Consider the following 17221-nt stretch of genomic DNA (forward strand, 5'->3'; position numbering starts at 1 on the left):
AAAATACGTCAGATTGCGTAGGTCCCGGAAATTCCGGGCCGCAACCCGGGCTTGCCAGGGCCGGGGCCGGGCCGGGACAATGGCGGCACCACTCCGCCGCCCCCCTGCCCCCTCTCCACGCGCCGGCCTTTGCCGCTCACCATGACCATGACGCTCTGGATCGTTGCCTTCCTCGCCTTCAGCCTGCCTGCCGACTACCGCCTGGAGCACCAGCACTCGGAACCGGTAAGCCGGGACATCTTCTCCGCCCGGCATGAGTTCCGCGCCTGGAGCGCGCCCGGCGGCCAGACCCTGACCCTGTCGGCCTGGATGCCCATGGCCCTGCGGGACGGCGGCCCCATGGTGGAAGCCGGGCGCTGGCCCGTGCGCGTCGGCGGGCGGGAGCTGGAAGTGGTGGAAACCTCCCTGTTCATGGGGGTGCCCCAGCAGGCCTTCGTCCTCTACTTCCAGCATGAAAGCGGCAGCGCCGTGCTGGCTGGCCGGGGCTACACCCGGGCCGGCTTCGAGGCCCTGCTGCAGCAGAGCGGCATCGACTTCGTTCCCGCACCCCCCGATAACGCCCCTGGAGCATTGCCATGACCTTCTCCGAATCCGAGCGTCAAGCCCTGCTGGCCCTGAAGGGGGTCGGCCCCACGGTGCTGGCCCGGCTCGAACAGCTGGGCTATGCCTCCCTGGCCCAGCTGCGCCAGGCGGATACGGAGGAAATCCTCCAGCGGGCCGCCCGCCTCACCGGCTCCAGCTGCTGGAAGAACAGCCCCCAGGCCCGGGCGGCCATCGCTGCGGCCATCGCCCTGGCCCGCTCCAGCGCCCTCCCGGACTGAAGGCAGCCCCAAAAGCAAGACGGGACGCCCAGGGCGTCCCGTCCATGCTGCCGAAGGAAGCAGTGCTCAGAGGCCGAACAGCTTGCCCAGGGCTTCACCCTTGCGGGCTTCTGCATCCTTTTCATCGGCCACGCTTTCGCAGCTGGAGCCCTTGGGAATGATGGCGGCGGCCAGGGTGGTGGAGCAGTTCCAGCCGATCTGGTCGTCTTCGTCCACGTAGGGCATCTGGATGATCTTCTCATTCCCCTCCAGGCTCAGGATGATCTGGCCGTTGTCCGCGTCCATGAGCACTTCCTTCACTGCCTCGGGCGCCGGGCCCAGGCCCAGTTCCGCGGGGCTGGAGGCCAGTTCCTCGGTGCTTTCATAGTGGCGCTGGGAGGCCGAACGCAGGGTTTCCGCGTAGGCGAAGGCAGGCGCGCTGGCGATTCTCTGGGTGTATTCGAAGTAGGTGGGAAGGGCGATGGCCGCCAGCATGCCGATCAGGAAGATCCAGATCAGCATGCTGAAGACCAGCCCGCCGGGACCCGCATTGGGCAGGAACATGGCGAAGAACCAGGCCAGGGGATGGCGCCGGGGGGTGCTCGCCTTGGGATCGTGGAGGCGGGCCATGCGCTTGCACAGCCAGGGATATTCGCTGGTCAGCTCGTTCAGGGACATCCAGAAGCCGCCGGTGCCGGCGCTCTGCTCAATGAAGGCCTGGGAATCCATGTGCTTCCAGCGCCGGGTGCCGGCGGCCAGGACGGCCATGGCGCGGCTGGCGGATGCCAGGCTGGCGCAGCAGGCGGCGCCGTACTGGTCGCAGGTGTATTCCTGGGCGCGGCGGTAGGCGGAGCCCAGCAGGGGCAGGAACATGGCGGGCCCCATCCACCACTGGTTGGCCACGTGCCGGCGGGCGATGTGGCCCAGTTCGTGGCCGATGTAGAAGTTGATGCCCTCCTGGTCATCTTCCAGGGCGTCGACGATGTCGGACAGGAGCACCACGTAGTAGCGCCGCAGGAAACGGGTGGCGAAGGCGTTGAGCATGCCGTCGCCGGTCATCAGGTAGGACTCGGGCAGGCGCTCCAGCCCCACCTTCTGGCAGCAGGCTTCGATGCGGGCGTGCAGTTCCGGGAACTGGCGCGGGGTGATCCGCACGGCATTGCCCTTCAGGTGCGAGATCAGGGCCGAATGGGCCATGAGCACGAACAGGTAGATGAAGATCATGTAAATCCAGATGATGCCCAGGGTGCCCAGGGTGAGCAGCACCCAGAACAGCACGGACAGGCTGGCGATGAGGGTGAACAGGGTTTTTTCGTGGCGGTAGGGACCGATGACGGCGGCCGCCGGGCCGGAGGCCAGGGTGGGATCAGACATGGGAAGGAGCGGGACGGCGCCGGGAAAACGGCAGCCCCTGGAGTTGAAGAGGCCGCGATGATACCAGCATCGCCATTCCAGTTGGACGACAGAAAACCCGCCCCCCGCGCCTCAGCCGCCCCGCAGCCGGCTGATGGCCAGGTTGGCCGCCGCCGTGCGGGTTTCCACCCCGAGTTTCTCGAACACATGCTCCAGGTGCTTGTTCACCGTGCGCGGGCTGGTGCCCAGGATGTCGCCGATGTCCTTGTTGGTCTTGCCCCGGGTGACCCAGTGCAGCACCTCGGCCTCCCGCTGGGTGAGGCGGAAAGCCCCCATCAGCTGCTCCACGGCGGCACCGTCATCCTCCTCCCGCAGCACCACCAGCCACTCCCCCTCGTGGCCGCCGCCCCGGGGATCGTGAAAGCTGGCCAGCAGCCGCCGGGGCCCTTCCGCCAGCAGCAGGGCCGGGGGCTCCCGCCCGTCCCGGCGGGCCTGCTCGGCTTCCAGCACCCAGGCCAGCAGCCGGGGCGGCGCCTGTTCCGTCTCCAGGGCAAACCAGGCCTTGAGAAGCTGCCGGGCCAGGGGCGTCTGCCAGGTGAGGCGGCCGTCTGCCGCCCGCAGGGCCAGGGTGGCCTGGCCGAAGGCATCCAGGGCGGTGCGGGCCTGCTGCATCTGCCGGGCGCTGGCCAGATGGGCGGCGATCCGGGCCAGGACCTCGGCGGGACGGATGGGCTTGGTGATGTAGTCGGCGCTGCCGGCGGCGAAGGCGGCCAGCACATGCTCGGTTTCCGTCAGCCCGGTCATGAAGATGACGGGAATGGCCCGGGTGCTGAAGTCGGCCTTCAACTGCCGCGCCACTTCGAAGCCGTCCATGCCCGGCATCATGGCATCCAGCAGAATCACGTCGGGAAGGCTCTGGCGGGCCCGCTGCAGGGCCGATTCCCCGTTGGTGGCCACCAGCACCGTATAGCCGGCCTCATCCAGGGCGTCGTGCAGCAGGGAGAGGTTTTCCGGGACGTCGTCTACGATCAGGACGATGGCCTGCTGCGGGGATTCAAGTGTTGGCATCGTGGTTTCCTTCCCTGCCCTGGCGCAGGAGTTCCTTCATGGTATCGAACTGGAACTGGCGCGCCAGTTCCCGCAGCTGCTCCGCGTAGGCCGCGCAGGCCGGGTCCCGGGCGGTGATCTCGTCGAGCTTCCGGAAGATGCCCTTGGGGTAGCCCAGGCCCACCAGTTCCTCCAGGGCCGCCAGCTCGGCATCCAGGGGCAGGACCCGGGGCGATGCTTCCGGAGCCGCAGCCGGCACCGCTTCGACCGGCTCGGCCAGCTGCCAGGTCAGCGCCAGCTTGCGCCCCAGCCAGTCCAGCAGCTCTTCCACCCGCAGGGGTTTGAGCAGGAAATCCTCGGGGGCCACCCGAGCCTCGGCATCCTGCTCCAGCCCCTGACCCTTCTCGAAGGCGTTGGCGGAAATGATGGCCAGGGGCGCCCGGGTCAGGCCCTGGCGGCGGATGCGGCGTATGGTTTCCCAGCCGTCGATGCCGGGCATGGCCAGGTCCATGAACACCAGATGGGGCTGGAACACCGGGATCAGTTCCAGGGCATCCAGGCCCGAGGCGGCCTGGGCCACCTGGAAGCCCAGGGGGGCGAGCACATTCACCAGCAGTTCCCGGTCGGTGCGCTCGTTGTCCACCACCAGGATGCGCTGCCGGGGGCCCAGGTAGCCCACGGGTTTCTGCCGCACCCGGGGCCGGGGCGCCGTGCCGGCATGGATCTGGGGCAGGAACAGGCGCACCTGGAAGCAGCTGCCCCGGCCCAGCTCGCTGCTGGCCTTGAGCTCGCCCCCCATCAGGTCGGTGAGCATGCGGGCGATGGTGAGTCCCAGGCCGGTACCGCCGCCCTGGGTGGCGCTGCCCCGCTCGAAGGGTTCGAAGATGCGCTCCAGGGCTTCGGCGGCAATGCCCGGGCCGGTGTCCTCCACCTCGAAGGTGGCCATCTCCCGCTGGTAGCGCAGGCGGAAGCTGACCTGGCCCCGCTGGGTGTATTTCACCCCGTTGCCCAGCAGGTTGATGAGGATCTGGCGCAGGCGCTTCTCGTCGGCCCGCACCCAGGCGGGCAGCTCGCCGGCCGGCTCATAGTGGAAGCCCAGGCCCTTGCTGGCGGCCTGCAGTTCGAACATGCCGACGATCTGGGCGAGGAAATCATGAAAATCCAGGGGCCGGGTTTCCAGGCTCAGCTTGCCGCTTTCGATGCGGGCGATGTCCATGGTGCCCTCGATCACCGAGAGCAGGTGGTCGCCGGAACGGCGGATCACGTTCACCGCCTGGCGCCGGCTGGCGGGAATGGCCGGGTCTCCGTCCAGGATCTGGGCGTAGCCGAGGATGCTGTTCAGGGGAGTGCGCAGCTCGTGGCTGATGGCGGAGATGTAGCGGCTCTTGGCCTGGTTGGCCTGGTCGGCCCGCTGCTTGGCGGCTTGCAGGGCCCGGTCGGTGCGCTGGTGGGATTCGATCTCCTGCATCAGCAGGTGGGTCTGGCGGTTGGATTCCTCCTGGGCCACCTGGCGGCTCTTGTGGGTCAGGGCCATCCACCAGGCCGCCGTGCCCGACACTAGCAGCAGGATGGCGAAGATGCGCAGGAAGCTTTCCTGCAGATGGGCCACCAGGACCTCCTGCCCCGGGGCCAGGCCCTGGACCTCCTGGTAATAGAGCAGGCCCACCACCAGGGCCAGCAGGGGCACGAGCAGCGCCATCAGGAGCAGGTAGTGGCCCAGTCCGGCCTCCAGCAGAGGCAGGAGGCGGGCCGGCAGGATGCGCCCGAGCCAGCCGGCCCACTGGGCCGAGAGCCGGGCCTGGGGCTTGCACAGATCCTCGCAGCGGGCATCCAGGGCGCAGCAGAGGGAGCAGATTGGCCCCTGGTAGGCGGGGCAGTGGGCCATGTCCGCCCCTTCGTACTCCCGTTCGCAGATGACGCAGCGCTGCAGCCCAGTCCGGGCTTCCGGGGCCCGGGCCAGGTAGTAGCGCCCCCGGGTGGCCCAGGCGATCAAGGGGGACACCAGCAGGGCCGTCACCAGGGCGACGATGGGGGCGAAGGGCTGCAGGCCCGGGCCGAACAGGCCGGCAAAGGCGCAGATGGAAAGCAGGGAGGCCACCGCCATGGCCCCCACCCCGACCGGATTGATGTCGTAGAGGTGGCCCCGCTTGAACTCGATGCCCGGGGGCGAGAGGCCCAGGGGCTTGTTGATCACCAGGTCCGCCACCACCGCCATGATCCAGGAGATGGCGATGTTGGAATACAGGCCCAGCACCTGGCCCAGGGCCTCGAACACCCCCATTTCCATGAGCATCAGGGCGATCAGGGTGTTGAACACCACCCACACCACCCGCCCCGGGTGGCTGTGGGTCAGCCGGGCGAAGAAATTGGACCAGGCCAGGGAGCCCGCGTAGGCATTGGTGACGTTGATCTTCAGCTGGGACACCACCACGAACAGGGTGGTGGCGATGATGGCCAGGGTGGTGTCATCGAACACCCGGGAAAAGCCGATCAGGTACATCTGGTTGGGGTCCACGGCCTTGCTGGCGGGGATGCCGTTGCGCAGCACCAGGTAGGCCAGCAGGGCGCCCCCGAGCATCTTCAGCACCCCGGGCAGGACCCAGCCGGGACCGCCCACCACCACCCCGGCCAACCAGCGCCAGCGGTTGGCCGGGGTCCGGGCGGGCATGAAGCGCAGGTAATCCACCTGCTCCCCCATCTGGGTGATCAGGGCCACTCCCACGGTGAGGGCGGCGCCGAACAGCTGCAGGTTGAAGCTGCCGCCGCGGCCGTCCTCCCCCGGGTAGGCCCAGAGCCCGGCCAGCACCCCGGGCTCCTGGAACAGCAGGAAGGCGTAGGGCAGCACCAGGAGCAGCAGCCACAGGGGCTGGGTCCAGGTCTGCAGGCGGCTGATGGCGGTGACCCCGTGGGTCACCAGGGGCAGCACCACCAGGGCGCAGATCAGGTAGCCCCAGGCCGGGGGAATGCCGAAGCAGAGCTCCAGGGCATAGGCCATGATCGCCGCCTCCAGGGCGAAGAAGATGAAGGTGAAGGAGGCGTAGATCAGGGAGGTAAGGGTGGAGCCGATGTAGCCGAACCCGGCGCCCCGGGTAAGCAGGTCCATGTCCACCCCGTAGCGGGCGGCATAGAGGCTGATGGGCAGGCCCGCCAGGAAGATGATCAGCCCCGTGGCCAGGATGGCCCAGAAGGCATTGATGAAGCCGGCCTGCACCATCATGGTGGCGCCCACCGCCTCCAGCACCAGGAAGGCGGCGGCTCCGAAGGCGGTGTTGGCCACCCGGGATTCGGACCATTTGCGGAAACTGTGGGGCGTGAAGCGGAGGGCGAAATCCTCCAGGGTTTCACTCACCACCCAGCTGTTGTAATCCCGCCGGACCTTGATCACCCGCTGGGGCGGCTGCCCCCCGCCCGGCCCCTGGGAACGGGACATCAGTTGGCCCGGGCCGGAATCTTGTTGGGCGCCCGGGGCGGCAGCTTGTAGCTACCCGGGCTGACCACCACCCCGGCCTTCTGCTGGCTGGGGTTGCCCCGCTGGGCGCTGATCTCCACGGCGGTGGAGCGGGGCGGCAGAGCTTCCTGGCGGATGCTGGCCTTGGCGTAGCGGGCCCGCAGGGCGGCGATGTTGCGATCCACCTCCTCCACCGCCAGCCCCTTGGCCACCAGGTGGCGGCGGGCCTTGAGCAGCTGGTCCAGATCCGCCGGAGCCTTGTCCGAACGGCTGTCCTTGCCCCAGGCCTCCTTGGGCTGATTGGCAGCGGCAGCGAACGCCTCGGGGCTGCCGATCAGCCGCGCCACCCCGGTCTGGTTGAAGCGCATGGCCCATTCCATGGCCCCGTCGCCCCAGTCGTTGCGGGGCGTCCTGTCGGCCCCCCGGGTGATGAGCAGCTTGGCCACCTCGGGCTTGCCGTCGTAGATGGCCATCATCAGCGGGGTGGAGCCGTTGGGGCTGCGGGCATCGATGTCGGCCCCCCGTTCGAGCAGGTATTCCACCAGCTCCTTGTGCCCGGAAAAGGCCGCGTAATGGATGGCCGACCACTGGCCCGGCTCCCGGTTGAGCTGGGCGCCCCGCTCCAGTAGCCAGTCCACCACCTGGCGGTTGCCCTTCCAGGCAGCCAGGAGCAGGGCCTGCTCCCCGGCCTTGTTCACCCGGTTCACGTCGGCGCCCCGGCTGTGGAACAGTTCCAGCATGGGCAGGTTGCCTTCCCAGGCGGAGATCATCAGGCCGCTGCCGATCCGGTCAGCCATGTAATCCGGGTCCAGGCCCTGGTCCAGCCACTCCTTGGCCTGGCGGATATCCCCCAATTCCAGGGTGACGCCGAAGCGGGCCGGTTCCGGTGGGGTAAAATCGGCCTTCGCCTCGCCGGCGGCCGGCTCACCCAGCTGTTCGATGGCCTGGTCGCCCACCGGAGCGCCGGTCTCCCGGGCGGCTTTCAGCATCCGCTGCCAGAATCCCGCCTCTTCCCCCAGGACCGGACCGGTCCCGGCCAGAAAGGCCAGGGCGCCCAGCAGCACCAGGGTGCCGGACCGGGGCCGCCACCGACCCAATGAATGCTTACGCTGCATGCTGACTCCTTGCAAACTGCCTGTTCCTTGCCCAAGACCTTCCCACCCGGGAAAGCCGCCCCGCGTGGCCGGAGGCCTCGGGCATCCGCCCCGGATTTTCGCATGAACCCGGAACGCCCGGCCGCTTCCCTGCCCCTGTTCCTGGCCCTGGGGCTGTCCCTGGTCCTGCACGGCCTCCTGCTCCGGGGGCTGCCGAACTGGGAGCAAAAGCCGGAACCCCAGGTCCGCCCTGCCCTGCAAGCCAGCCTGGCGCCGCCCCCGGTCCCGGCCCAGCCCCTGCCCGAACTGGAGCTGGAACAGCCTCAGCCCGCCGCGCCGCCGCCCCCTCCGGTCAGCAGCAAACCTGCCGTACCGCCGTCGCCCCGCCCCGAACCCCAGGCCCGGAAGCCCCGGGCCACGGCCCCGGAGAGCGCCCCTACACCCCTGGCCCGGGCCGCCCGGCAGCAGCTGGCCCGGCTCGCCAGCCAGGAAGGCTTCTACCCCCTGGAAGCCATCGCCCAGGGCCTGGAGGGGGAGGCCCTGGTGCAGATTTTCCTGGACGAACAGGGCCACGTGATCGCGGCCCGCATTGAGCGCAGCAGCGGCCACGCCCTGCTGGATCAGGCCGCCCTGCGCGCCGCCCGGGCCCTGCGCAGCCTGCCCGCCGACGGTCTGGAGGAAGCGGTGCTGCCGGTGCGCTTCCGGCTCGAATAGCCGCGCCGGGGGCGATGCTACAATGCCAGCCAGATCGATACGCCAGCTGCCCGCCACCATGCGCCCTGCCCTGCCCTGCTCCCGTTTCCGGACCTCCCTGCTGGCTGCACTCACCAGCCTGCTCCTGGGCGCCTGCGCTCTGCCCCAGATCCAGACCGACGGTAACAGTAATCACGCCCGGCACAGCGAGGCACCCCTGGCCGGCAACTTCCCCAGCGTCATCCAGCCCAAACTCCAGGCCGGCCAGCACTGGCAGGCCATCGCCCAGGACGCCGCCCGCAGCCTGGCCACCAGCCTTTCCCGCAGCCAGCGCTGCGGGCTCAACATCCATCCCTGCCGACCGGTGTACATGGCCGCCCCCGAGCAGGAAACCGAGTTTTCCCGGGCCTTCGGCAACGCCCTGATCACGGCCCTGGTGCAGCAGGGCATCAATGTGTCCCAGGCCCCGGACGCGGCCCTGGTGCTGCACCTGGACGTGCAGCCGGTGCGCTTCTCCGCCAACCGGCCCCAGTACCGCCACGCCGGCGTGCCCCGGGAGCTGGGCCCCGGCATCTGGGCCCTGCAGGACGTGGCCGAGACCACACCCCGGGAAGGCAGCCGCCAGCCCAGCCCCCCCGACGCCCTGCACTGGTTTCGCAGCGAGTTTTCCGCCGGCGCCACCCCCAGCACCGAGATCATCGTCACCCTCTCGGCCATGGACGGCATCCGCTACGCCGCCCGCAGCACCAATGTTTATTACGTCAGCGAGGCGGACATCCACCTCTACGACCAGCAGATCTGCTCCCTGATCCACCCCTGCCCGAACACCCAGCGGGACGCCAGCGGCAAGCCCCAACCCCAGGTACGCCGGACCTCCCTGGCCATCACCGGGGACTGCCCCCTGGACAAGCCCTGCTGCCCCCCCAACCAGGTCTGCCCCACCAGCCCATGAACCGCCGCCAACTGTTCAGCGCCGCTGGCGCCTCCCTGCTGCTAGCCGCCTGCACCAGTGGCTCCCGGCGCAGCTATTCCGCCGCCTCCTACGCCAGCGTCGCCCAGAGCGAACTGATCGCCACCAGCTACAAGGCCGCCGACGCCCTGCTGGCCCAGGCCGCCGGCCAGATCGCCCGGGAACATCCGCTCATCGTCGCCACCCTGGTGAACATCAACGCCCTGGAGGAATCCACCCCCCTGGGGCGGCTGATTTCCGAACAGGTGGGCGCCCGCATGGCCCAGCAGGGCTACCGGGTGGTGGAGCTGAAGATCCGCCAGAAGCTGTACATGAAGCGCCACGAGGGAGAGCTGATGCTGACCCGGGAAATCCGCGACATCGCCCGGCAGCAGGACGCCCAGGCCCTGGTGATCGGCACCTATACCGAGGGGGCGGACCGGGTATTCATCAACCTGAAGCTGACCCAGATCGAGACCAACATCGCCCTGGCCGCCGTGGATTACGCCCTGCCCCTGGACATGAACATCCGCGCCCTGCTGCAGCGGCCGCCTCCCCCCTGAAGGGCAGCAAGGGGCCGCAATACCCCGCCCGGCGCCCGCCATGCCTCTGTTATAATGCTGCCCGCATTTTCACAGAGGAGCCTCACCCCATGAAACGTCGTGACTTTCTGCTCTTGTCCACCCTGGCTTCGGGCATCAGCGCCGTCTCCCCCGCCTGGGCCTTCAACATCGGCAAGATGCTTGATGCCGGCAAGGATCTGGCCCAGTCCGAAAACCTCTCCGACGCGGATCTGAAGAGCTATTTCGACCAGATGTCGGCCCAGATGGACGCCCAGAACCAGGTGGCCGGCCCCGCCACGGCCTACGGCAAGCGCCTGGTCAAGCTGACCCAGGGTCTCAACAAGTACGACGGCCTGAACCTCAACTTCAAGGTGTACCAGACCAAGGAAATCAACGCCTTCGCCATGGCCAACGGCACCATCCGGGTCTATAGCGGCCTCATGGACGAGTTCAGCGACGACGAGATCCGCTACGTGATCGGCCATGAAATCGGCCACGTCCAGGCCGGCCACACCAAGGCCCGCATCCAGACCGCCATGCGCACCAGCGCCCTGAAGAATGCCGTGTCCGCCACCGGCGGCAAGGCTGCCGCCCTGGCGGAATCGGAGCTGGGCGCCCTGTTCGAGCAGGTGATCCTGGCCCAGCATTCCCAGGGCAACGAGCGGGAGGCCGACGACTACGCCATGAAATTCATGAAGGCCAAGAAGTACAGCCCCCAGGCCTGCGTCACCGCCCTGGAAAAGCTGGACGCCCTGAGCGGCGGCTCCGGCGCCTCCTGGCTGTCCACCCACCCCAGCCCCAAGGAACGGGCCGAACGGATGCGCGCCCAGGCCTGATCTGGCGCAGCCAAAAAAAAGCCGGGTTACCCCGGCTTTTTTGTATCTGCATGTCCTCAGACCATGAAGGGATGCCGCTTCAGGATGGTCTCGTCCCGCTCGGGACCCGTGGAGACGATGTCGATGGGCACCTGGCAGAGCTGCTCCAGCCGGTCCAGGTAGGCCCGGGCGTTGACGGGCAGGTCTTCCCAGCGCTTGACCCGGAAGGTGTTCTCGCTCCAGCCCGGCAGGGTTTCGTAGATGGGCTCGCAACGGGCCACCTCGTCGGCGCCGATGGGGAGCATGTCCACCACCTGGCCGTCCAGCTTGTAGCCGGTACAGATGTCCAGGGTCTTCAAGCCGTCGAGCACGTCCAGCTTGGTGATGCACAGGCCGGTGACGCCGTTGATGCGGGCGGAACGGCGCAGGGCGGCGGCGTCGAACCAGCCGCAGCGGCGCTTTCTGCGGGTGACGGTGCCAATCTCCCGGCCCTTGTCGAACATCTGGTAGCCCGGGGTGCCTTCGGTATCGATATCCAGCTCGCTGGGGAAGGGACCGCCGCCCACCCGGGTGCAGTAGGCCTTGGTGATGCCCAGCACGTAGTGCAGGGAGCTGGGGCCGACACCGGAACCGGCGGCCGCCTGACCGGCGACGCAGTTGCTGGAGGTGACGAAGGGATAGGTGCCGTGGTCGATGTCGAGCAGGGTGCCCTGGGCGCCTTCGAAGAGCAGGTTCTGGCCGGCCTGGTTGGCGGCATAGATGGCGGCGGAGACGTCGGTGACCATGGGCTTCAGGCGCTCGGCCCGGGCCAGGGCCTGGTCCAGGACCAGCTGGTAATCCACGGGGGCGGAACCGAAGTACTGGGTCAGGACGAAGTTGTGGTATTCCATCACCTCGGCCAGCTTGTCGGCGAAGCGCTGGGGATGGAACAGGTCATAGACCCGCAGGCCGCGCCGGGCCACCTTGTCCTCGTAGGCGGGGCCGATGCCCTTGCCGGTGGTGCCGATCTTGGCATCGGCGTTCTTCTTGGCTTCCCGGGCCTTGTCCAGCTCGGAATGGTAGGGCAGGATCAGGGGGCAGCCAGGGCTCACCTTGAGGCGGCTCTGGACTTCGATGCCGCCGGCCTCCAGGCCGTCGATCTCGGAAAGCAGGTGCCCGGCGTCGAGCACCACGCCGTTGCCGATGTAGCAATTGACCCCTGCGCGGACGATGCCCGAGGGCACCAGGTTGAGCTTGTATTCCTTGTCGCCCACCACCAGGGTGTGACCGGCATTGTGACCGCCCTGAAAGCGCACCACGCCCTGGGCGTTGTCGGTGAGCCAGTCTACGATCTTGCCCTTGCCTTCGTCGCCCCACTGGGTGCCGACGACCACTACGTTCTTGGCCATGATGCCTTAATCCTCGTTGATTGCTTCAATAATCCATTGCTCCCCCAGGCAGACCAGCTTGCGGTCGCATCGGGGGCCTTCGCAGGCGGTTTCTCCGGGCAGGAGCTCCACCACCACCTCGCCCTGCTCCCGCAGGGCGGCAATATGGGCCGCCAGGCGGCGGTCGGTGCCGGCGTGGGGAGCCAGCACGGCCCCCTGGGACCGGACCTGGGGCACCAGGCGCGCCAGCTCCCGCAGATCCATGGAGAAACCGGTGGCCGGACGGGCCCGGCCGAAACTGCGGCCGGCGCCGTCGTAACGCCCCCCCAGGGCCACCGCCGCCGGGTAGCCGGGGCAGTAGGCGGCAAACACCACGCCATTGTGGTAGTGGTAGCCGCGCAGGTCGGAGAGGTCGATGGACAGGGGCAGTTCGGGCACGGCGGCGATCAGGCTGGCCAGGGTATCCAGGGCCTGGGTGACTTCCGGCAGGGCGGGCAGCAGGGTCCGGGCCCGGTCGATCACCTCGGCACCGCCGTAGAGGCCGGAAAGGCTCAGCAGGGCTGCCCCGTAGGGCGCCGGCAGGTCGGCACACAGGGCTTCCAGCCCGGGCACGTCCTTGCCCTGCAGCAGGTTGAACAGGGTTTCCTCGGTTTCCGGCGTCACCCGGGCCGCCTGGGCCAGGGCCCGGAACAGGCCCACATGGCCCAGATCCACCCGGTAGGCCTTGAGCTCGATCCGCTCCAGGGCAGCCGCCAGCAGGCGCAGGATTTCCAGATCCGCCTCCACCCCGGCGTAACCGTACAGCTCGGCGCCGATCTGGATCGGCTCCCGGCTGGAGGCCAGGCTGGAAGGCAGGGTATGCAGGACGCTGCCGCAGTAGCAGAGCCGGGTCACCCCCTGGTGGTTGAGCAGGTGGGCATCGATGCGGGCCACCTGGGGCGTCATGTCGGCCCGCACCCCCAGAGTACGGCCGGAAAGCTGGTCGGCCAGCTTGAAGGTGCGCAGGTCCAGGTCCTGGCCCGCTCCGGTGAGCAGGGATTCCAGGTACTCCAGCATCGGGGGTTGGACCAGTTCGAAACCGCGGCCCCGGAACAGGTCCAGGACCGTCCGGCGCAGGCGCTCGACCTGGGCGGCTTCCTGGGGCAGGGCATCGGCCAGGTTTTCAGGCAACAGCCAGTTCATTTATTTGAATACCATCAGCAAAATCAGGCCGACGATCATGGAGGTCAGCCCCACGAAGCGGATCTGACCGTCGGAAAACTGGGTCAGACGCTTGAAGGTTTCCCGCCAGGCGGCCGGCATGAGGAAGGGCATCAGCCCCTCCAGAATCAACATCAACGCAAATGCCAGGAGCAGGCTCTCGGTCATTTGGGGTTTTTCAGGTACTTGAAGAAGTCGGAGTTGGGCTCCACCACCAGCACGTCATGCTTGCTGTTGAAGGTGTTGCGGTAGGCTTCCAGACTCCGGTAGAAGGCATAGAACTCGGGGTTCTGGCCAAAGGCCTGGCCATAGATGGCGGCCGCTTTGGCATCCCCTTCGCCCTTGATCTTCTGGGCATCCCGATAGGCGTCAGCGATGATCACCTCACGCTGGCGGTCGGCGTCGGCGCGAATCTTTTCCGCCTCGGCGGAGCCTTCGGAACGCAGTTCGTTGGCCACCCGCTTGCGCTCGGCTTCCATACGCCGATACACGGCCTCGGAGACTTCCTGGGGCAGCTCCACCCGCTTCAGGCGCACGTCGAGAATCTGCACGCCGATCTTGCGGGCATCCGCGTCGGCCTTGCCGCGCATCTCCTCCATGATCCTGTCCCGGGCGCCGGACACCACGTCATGGACGGTGCGCTTGCCGAACTCGCCGCGCAGGCCGTCATTGACGGTCTGGGCCAGCCGGGTGCGGGCGCGGGATTCATCGCCGCCGACGGAAACGTAATAGAGCTGGGGATCGATGATGCGCCACTTGACGTAGGAATCCACCAGCACGTTCTTCTTCTCCGAGGTGATGAAACGCTCGGGCTCCTGGCTGTCCAGGGTCTGCACCCGGTTGTCGAAGAAGCGCACGTTCTGCACCATGGGCAGCTTGAAGTGCAGGCCCGGTTCGGTGATCACCTTCTTCACTTCACCGAGCTGGAAGATCACCGCGAACTGACGCTGATCCACGGTGAAGAGGCACATGGAAGCGATGATCAGCAGGAGGCCCAGGAGGGCCCCGACGATTTGCAGCCTGGCGTTCATTAGCGGCTCTCCCTGTCGCGGGAACGAAGGTCCCGGGAACTGGTGGTATCAGGCCCCCGGTCCAGTTGCGGGGGCACATCCCCGGGAATGGCGGCGGCCGGGCGGGGTGTCCTGACCGCATCGGCGGGCGCAGCGGCCTGGCCGTTCTGGGCCTGGGTGGCCGCAGCGGCCTGCATCAGCTTGTCCAGGGGCAGGTAGAGCAGGTTGCCCTGGCCCTTGGCATCCACCATCACCTTGCTGGTGTTGGCATAGACCTGCTGCATGGTTTCCAGGTACAGGCGCTGGCGGGTCACTTCGGGGGCCTTGGCGTATTCGGCATAGATCTGCTTGAAGCGGCTGGCGTCACCCTCGGCGGTGGCGATGATGCGCTGCCGGTAGCCGTTGGCTTCCTCCATCAGCCGCGCCGCCGTACCCCGGGCCTTGGGAATCACGTCATTGGCGTAAGCCTGGCCTTCGTTCTTCTGGCGCTCCCGGTCCTGGCCGGCCTTGACCGCGTCATCGAAGGCGGACTGCACCTGCTCGGGCGGCTGGGCGTTCTGCATGGTGACCTTGGAGATGATGATGCCGGTCTTGTAGCGGTCGAGGATTTCCTGCATCAGGGTGGTGGCCTGGGCCGCCACCTGCTCGCGCCCCTCATAGAGCACGAAGTCCATCTTGCTCTTGCCGACGATCTCGCGCACGGCGGTCTCTGCCGCCTGCATCACCGCCTCATCGGGGAACCGGTTCTGGAACAGGTACTCGGTGGGGTCCTTGAGGAAGTACTGGACGGCGAACTGGATATTAATGATGTTTTCATCATCCGTGAGCATCAGGGCCTCTTTCAGGACCTTGTTGCGCTCGGTGCCCCGGTAGCCGATCTCCAGGGTGCGCACCCCGGTCAGGTTCACCACCTCATGGGACTGGATGGGGTAAGGCAGGCGCCAGCGCAGACCGGGCTCGGTGGTTTCCACGAACTTGCCGAACTGCAGCACCACCCCGCGCTGGGAGGCATCCACGGTGTAGAGGCCGGACAGCAGCCACACCAGCACAGCCAGGCCGGCGATGATGCTGATGCCGCCGCCCAGGGCCTTGGGATTGAGCTCCATCTGGGGCCGCTCGCCGCCGCCATCGCCGCTGCCGCCGCCCTTCTTGCCGAGCATGCCGTTCAGGCGCTTGTTGAAGTCGCGCCAGATGTCCTCCAGATCAGGAGGCCCCTGGTTGGGACGGCGCTTGCCGCCCGAATCGTCGTCACCACCACGACCGCCCCAGCGGGGGTCGTTGATGGACATGAGAATGCCTAGGGTTGGGATCATGGGTGTCCGTCAGAAGCTCAAGAATATTCAAATCGGGTCGGAATCAGATTCCGCCCCTTCGACAGATTCCAGCGCTGCGGCTTCGGCCCGCGCTGCTCTCAGGGTTCGTTTTTCCCGGGCGCACTCCCCGAGGACATCACGCAGCAAGGCAAGACCATCACCTGTCCGCGCACTCAACTTGACGCGCTGGATTCTACCATAGCCATCCCGCTCCACCGCCGGGGCCACCCCGGTCAGGTCCACCTTGTTCCAGATCAGGATCTGGGGCACGTGCCGGGCCCCGATTTCGGCCAGCACCTTGTTGACCTCCTCGATCTGTTCGTCCCGGGCCGCGCTGGCGCTATCCACCACGTGCAGCAGGATGTCTGCATCGGCGGTGGCCTCCAGGGTGGCCTGGAAGGCAGCCACCAGAGAGTGGGGCAGATCGCGGATGAAACCCACGGTGTCGGAAATGATCACGTGCCCCGCATCCTCCAGCCAGAGCTTGCGGGAAGTGGTGTCCAGGGTGGCAAAGAGCTGGTTGGCCGCATACACCCCGGCATGGGTCAGGGCGTTGAAGAGGGTGGACTTGCCTGCATTGGTGTAGCCCACCAGGGAAACGTTGAGCACGTCGCCCTTCAACCGGGCCTTGCGCTGCACGCCCCGCTGCCGGCTGAGCCGGGAAATGCGCTCCTTGAGCAGCTTGACCCGGTTGCCCAGCAGGCGCCGGTCGGTTTCCAGCTGGGTTTCCCCGGGACCGCGCAGACCGATGCCGCCCCGCTGCCGCTCCAGGTGGGTCCAGCCCCGCACCAGCCGGGTGGACAGGTGCTCGAGCTGGGCCAGTTCCACCTGCAGCTTGCCTTCGGCGCTCTGGGCCCGCAAGGCGAAGATGTCGAGGATCAGGGCGGTGCGATCGATCACCCGGCATTGCAGGGCCCGCTCCAGGTTGCGCTGCTGTACCGGGGACAGCTCGTGGTTGAAGATCACCAGGTCGGCCCCGGCGGCTGCCAGGGTGGCGCCGATCTCGTCCACCTTGCCGCGGCCGGCATAGGTCTTGGGGTCCGGGCTATGGCGCCGGCCGCTGATCTCGGCGCAGACCAGCCCTCCGGCCGATTCGGTCAGGAGGCGCACTTCTTCGAGCCGTTCGGGAATGTCCCGCTGGCCGAAGTCCAGTTGCACCAGTACGGCCCGTTCGCCGGCGGAAGGACGATCAAGCATGGCGGTCCAGAAAAGGAAACGGGGACACCCGGACCGGGGTCCCCGCAGAAGGGGGCAGATGGATGATCAAACTGTTCAGGCTTCGGCAGCCTGATCCTGCTGGATGTTGACCGGACGGGCCGGCACCACGGTGGAGATGGCGTGCTTGTAGACCATCTGGGTCACGGTATTCTTCAGGAGCACCACATACTGGTCGAAGGATTCGATCTGGCCCTGCAGCTTGATGCCGTTGACCAGATAGATGGAGACGGGCACGTGCTCCCGACGCAGGGTGTTGAGGAATGGGTCTTGTAAAAGTTGCCCCTTGTTGCTCATGGCATGGACTCCAGGAATAGTTGTTATCAAGGGCTTAATTTACCCAATTTCATCGGG

General features: G+C 67.5%; 17 protein-coding genes. 6 read left to right on the forward strand and 11 right to left on the reverse strand.

Annotation, left to right across the window (positions count from 1 at the left end; genetic code table 11):
- Positions 1–141: 141 nt before the first annotated feature.
- Together G474_RS0115340 and G474_RS0115345 are read left to right on the forward strand one after the other, a co-directional pair.
- Positions 142–579 carry a hypothetical protein gene (locus G474_RS0115340; protein ID WP_026687741.1) on the forward strand — a complete coding sequence of 146 codons (438 nt, stop codon included), beginning with the start codon at positions 142–144 and terminating at the stop codon, positions 577–579.
- Positions 576–821 (forward strand): Pathogenicity locus, encoded by a 246-nt coding sequence (locus G474_RS0115345; RefSeq protein ID WP_026687742.1) that lies wholly within the window; start codon positions 576–578, stop codon positions 819–821. The genes G474_RS0115340 and G474_RS0115345 overlap by 4 nt, the downstream gene beginning before the upstream one ends.
- A 66-nt stretch (positions 822–887) precedes the next feature.
- Here G474_RS0115345 and G474_RS21125 read toward each other — a convergent pair whose 3' ends face one another.
- The 4 genes from G474_RS21125 to G474_RS21135 form a co-directional block, all read right to left on the reverse strand.
- Complete coding sequence (locus G474_RS21125) at positions 888–2174, reverse strand: M48 family metallopeptidase (protein ID WP_051282350.1); 1287 nt, start codon at positions 2172–2174, stop codon at positions 888–890.
- Between the two features lie 111 nt (positions 2175–2285).
- The gene (locus G474_RS0115355; protein WP_026687743.1) at positions 2286–3221 is read right to left on the reverse strand and encodes a response regulator transcription factor; all 936 of its coding nucleotides are present in this window, start codon (positions 3219–3221) and stop codon (positions 2286–2288) included.
- Positions 3208–6630 (reverse strand): ATP-binding protein, encoded by a 3423-nt coding sequence (locus tag G474_RS21130; RefSeq protein ID WP_043464762.1) that lies wholly within the window; start codon positions 6628–6630, stop codon positions 3208–3210. The genes G474_RS0115355 and G474_RS21130 overlap by 14 nt, the downstream gene beginning before the upstream one ends.
- Positions 6630–7763: an ankyrin repeat domain-containing protein gene (locus tag G474_RS21135; protein ID WP_051282351.1), complete on the reverse strand. Its 1134-nt coding sequence runs from the start codon at positions 7761–7763 to the stop codon at positions 6630–6632. Before G474_RS21135 ends, G474_RS21130 begins: the two co-directional genes overlap by 1 nt.
- A gap of 102 nt (positions 7764–7865) precedes the next feature.
- Here G474_RS21135 and G474_RS0115370 point away from each other — a divergent pair, with 102 nt between their 5' ends.
- The 4 genes from G474_RS0115370 (at position 7866) to G474_RS0115385 (ending at position 10783) form a co-directional block, all read left to right on the forward strand.
- A complete protein-coding gene (locus G474_RS0115370; protein WP_026687744.1) occupies positions 7866–8456 on the forward strand; it encodes an energy transducer TonB in 591 nt (196 codons plus the stop codon).
- A gap of 22 nt (positions 8457–8478) precedes the next feature.
- The gene (locus tag G474_RS21140) at positions 8479–9387 is read left to right on the forward strand and encodes a hypothetical protein (RefSeq protein ID WP_156919302.1); all 909 of its coding nucleotides are present in this window, start codon (positions 8479–8481) and stop codon (positions 9385–9387) included.
- Complete coding sequence (locus tag G474_RS0115380; RefSeq protein WP_026687745.1) at positions 9384–9947, forward strand: FlgO family outer membrane protein; 564 nt, start codon at positions 9384–9386, stop codon at positions 9945–9947. The genes G474_RS21140 and G474_RS0115380 overlap by 4 nt, the downstream gene beginning before the upstream one ends.
- 89 nt (positions 9948–10036) lie before the next feature.
- Positions 10037–10783, forward strand: coding sequence for a M48 family metallopeptidase (locus G474_RS0115385; RefSeq protein WP_026687746.1), 747 nt, complete (start codon positions 10037–10039; stop codon positions 10781–10783).
- A 56-nt stretch (positions 10784–10839) separates the two neighbouring features.
- On the opposite strand, the gene G474_RS0115390 is transcribed toward G474_RS0115385, so the two are convergent.
- The 7 genes from G474_RS0115390 to hfq all read right to left on the reverse strand — a co-directional run bounded on the left by G474_RS0115390 (position 10840) and on the right by hfq (position 17164).
- Positions 10840–12150 (reverse strand): adenylosuccinate synthase, encoded by a 1311-nt coding sequence (locus tag G474_RS0115390; protein WP_026687747.1) that lies wholly within the window; start codon positions 12148–12150, stop codon positions 10840–10842.
- A gap of 6 nt (positions 12151–12156) precedes the next feature.
- Positions 12157–13311, reverse strand: a complete 1155-nt coding sequence (locus G474_RS0115395) for an ATP phosphoribosyltransferase regulatory subunit (protein WP_026687748.1) — start codon at positions 13309–13311, stop codon at positions 12157–12159.
- A complete protein-coding gene (locus G474_RS0115400; RefSeq protein WP_026687749.1) occupies positions 13312–13497 on the reverse strand; it encodes a DUF2065 domain-containing protein in 186 nt (61 codons plus the stop codon). It abuts the gene before it with no gap.
- Entirely contained in the window at positions 13494–14360 is an 867-nt protein-coding gene (gene hflC / locus G474_RS0115405) for a protease modulator HflC (RefSeq protein WP_026687750.1), read from the reverse strand. The genes G474_RS0115400 and hflC overlap by 4 nt, the downstream gene beginning before the upstream one ends.
- Entirely contained in the window at positions 14360–15628 is a 1269-nt protein-coding gene (hflK, locus tag G474_RS0115410; protein ID WP_026687751.1) for an FtsH protease activity modulator HflK, read from the reverse strand. The genes hflC and hflK overlap by 1 nt, the downstream gene beginning before the upstream one ends.
- 51 nt (positions 15629–15679) lie before the next feature.
- Entirely contained in the window at positions 15680–16849 is a 1170-nt protein-coding gene (gene hflX / locus G474_RS0115415) for a GTPase HflX (protein ID WP_026687752.1), read from the reverse strand.
- 75 nt (positions 16850–16924) lie between these two features.
- Entirely contained in the window at positions 16925–17164 is a 240-nt protein-coding gene (gene hfq / locus G474_RS0115420; RefSeq protein WP_026687753.1) for an RNA chaperone Hfq, read from the reverse strand.
- Positions 17165–17221: the final 57 nt, after the last annotated feature.

Origin of the sequence: Azovibrio restrictus DSM 23866 (assembly GCF_000429665.1) — a bacterium.
GTDB lineage: Bacteria > Pseudomonadota > Gammaproteobacteria > Burkholderiales > Rhodocyclaceae > Azovibrio > Azovibrio restrictus.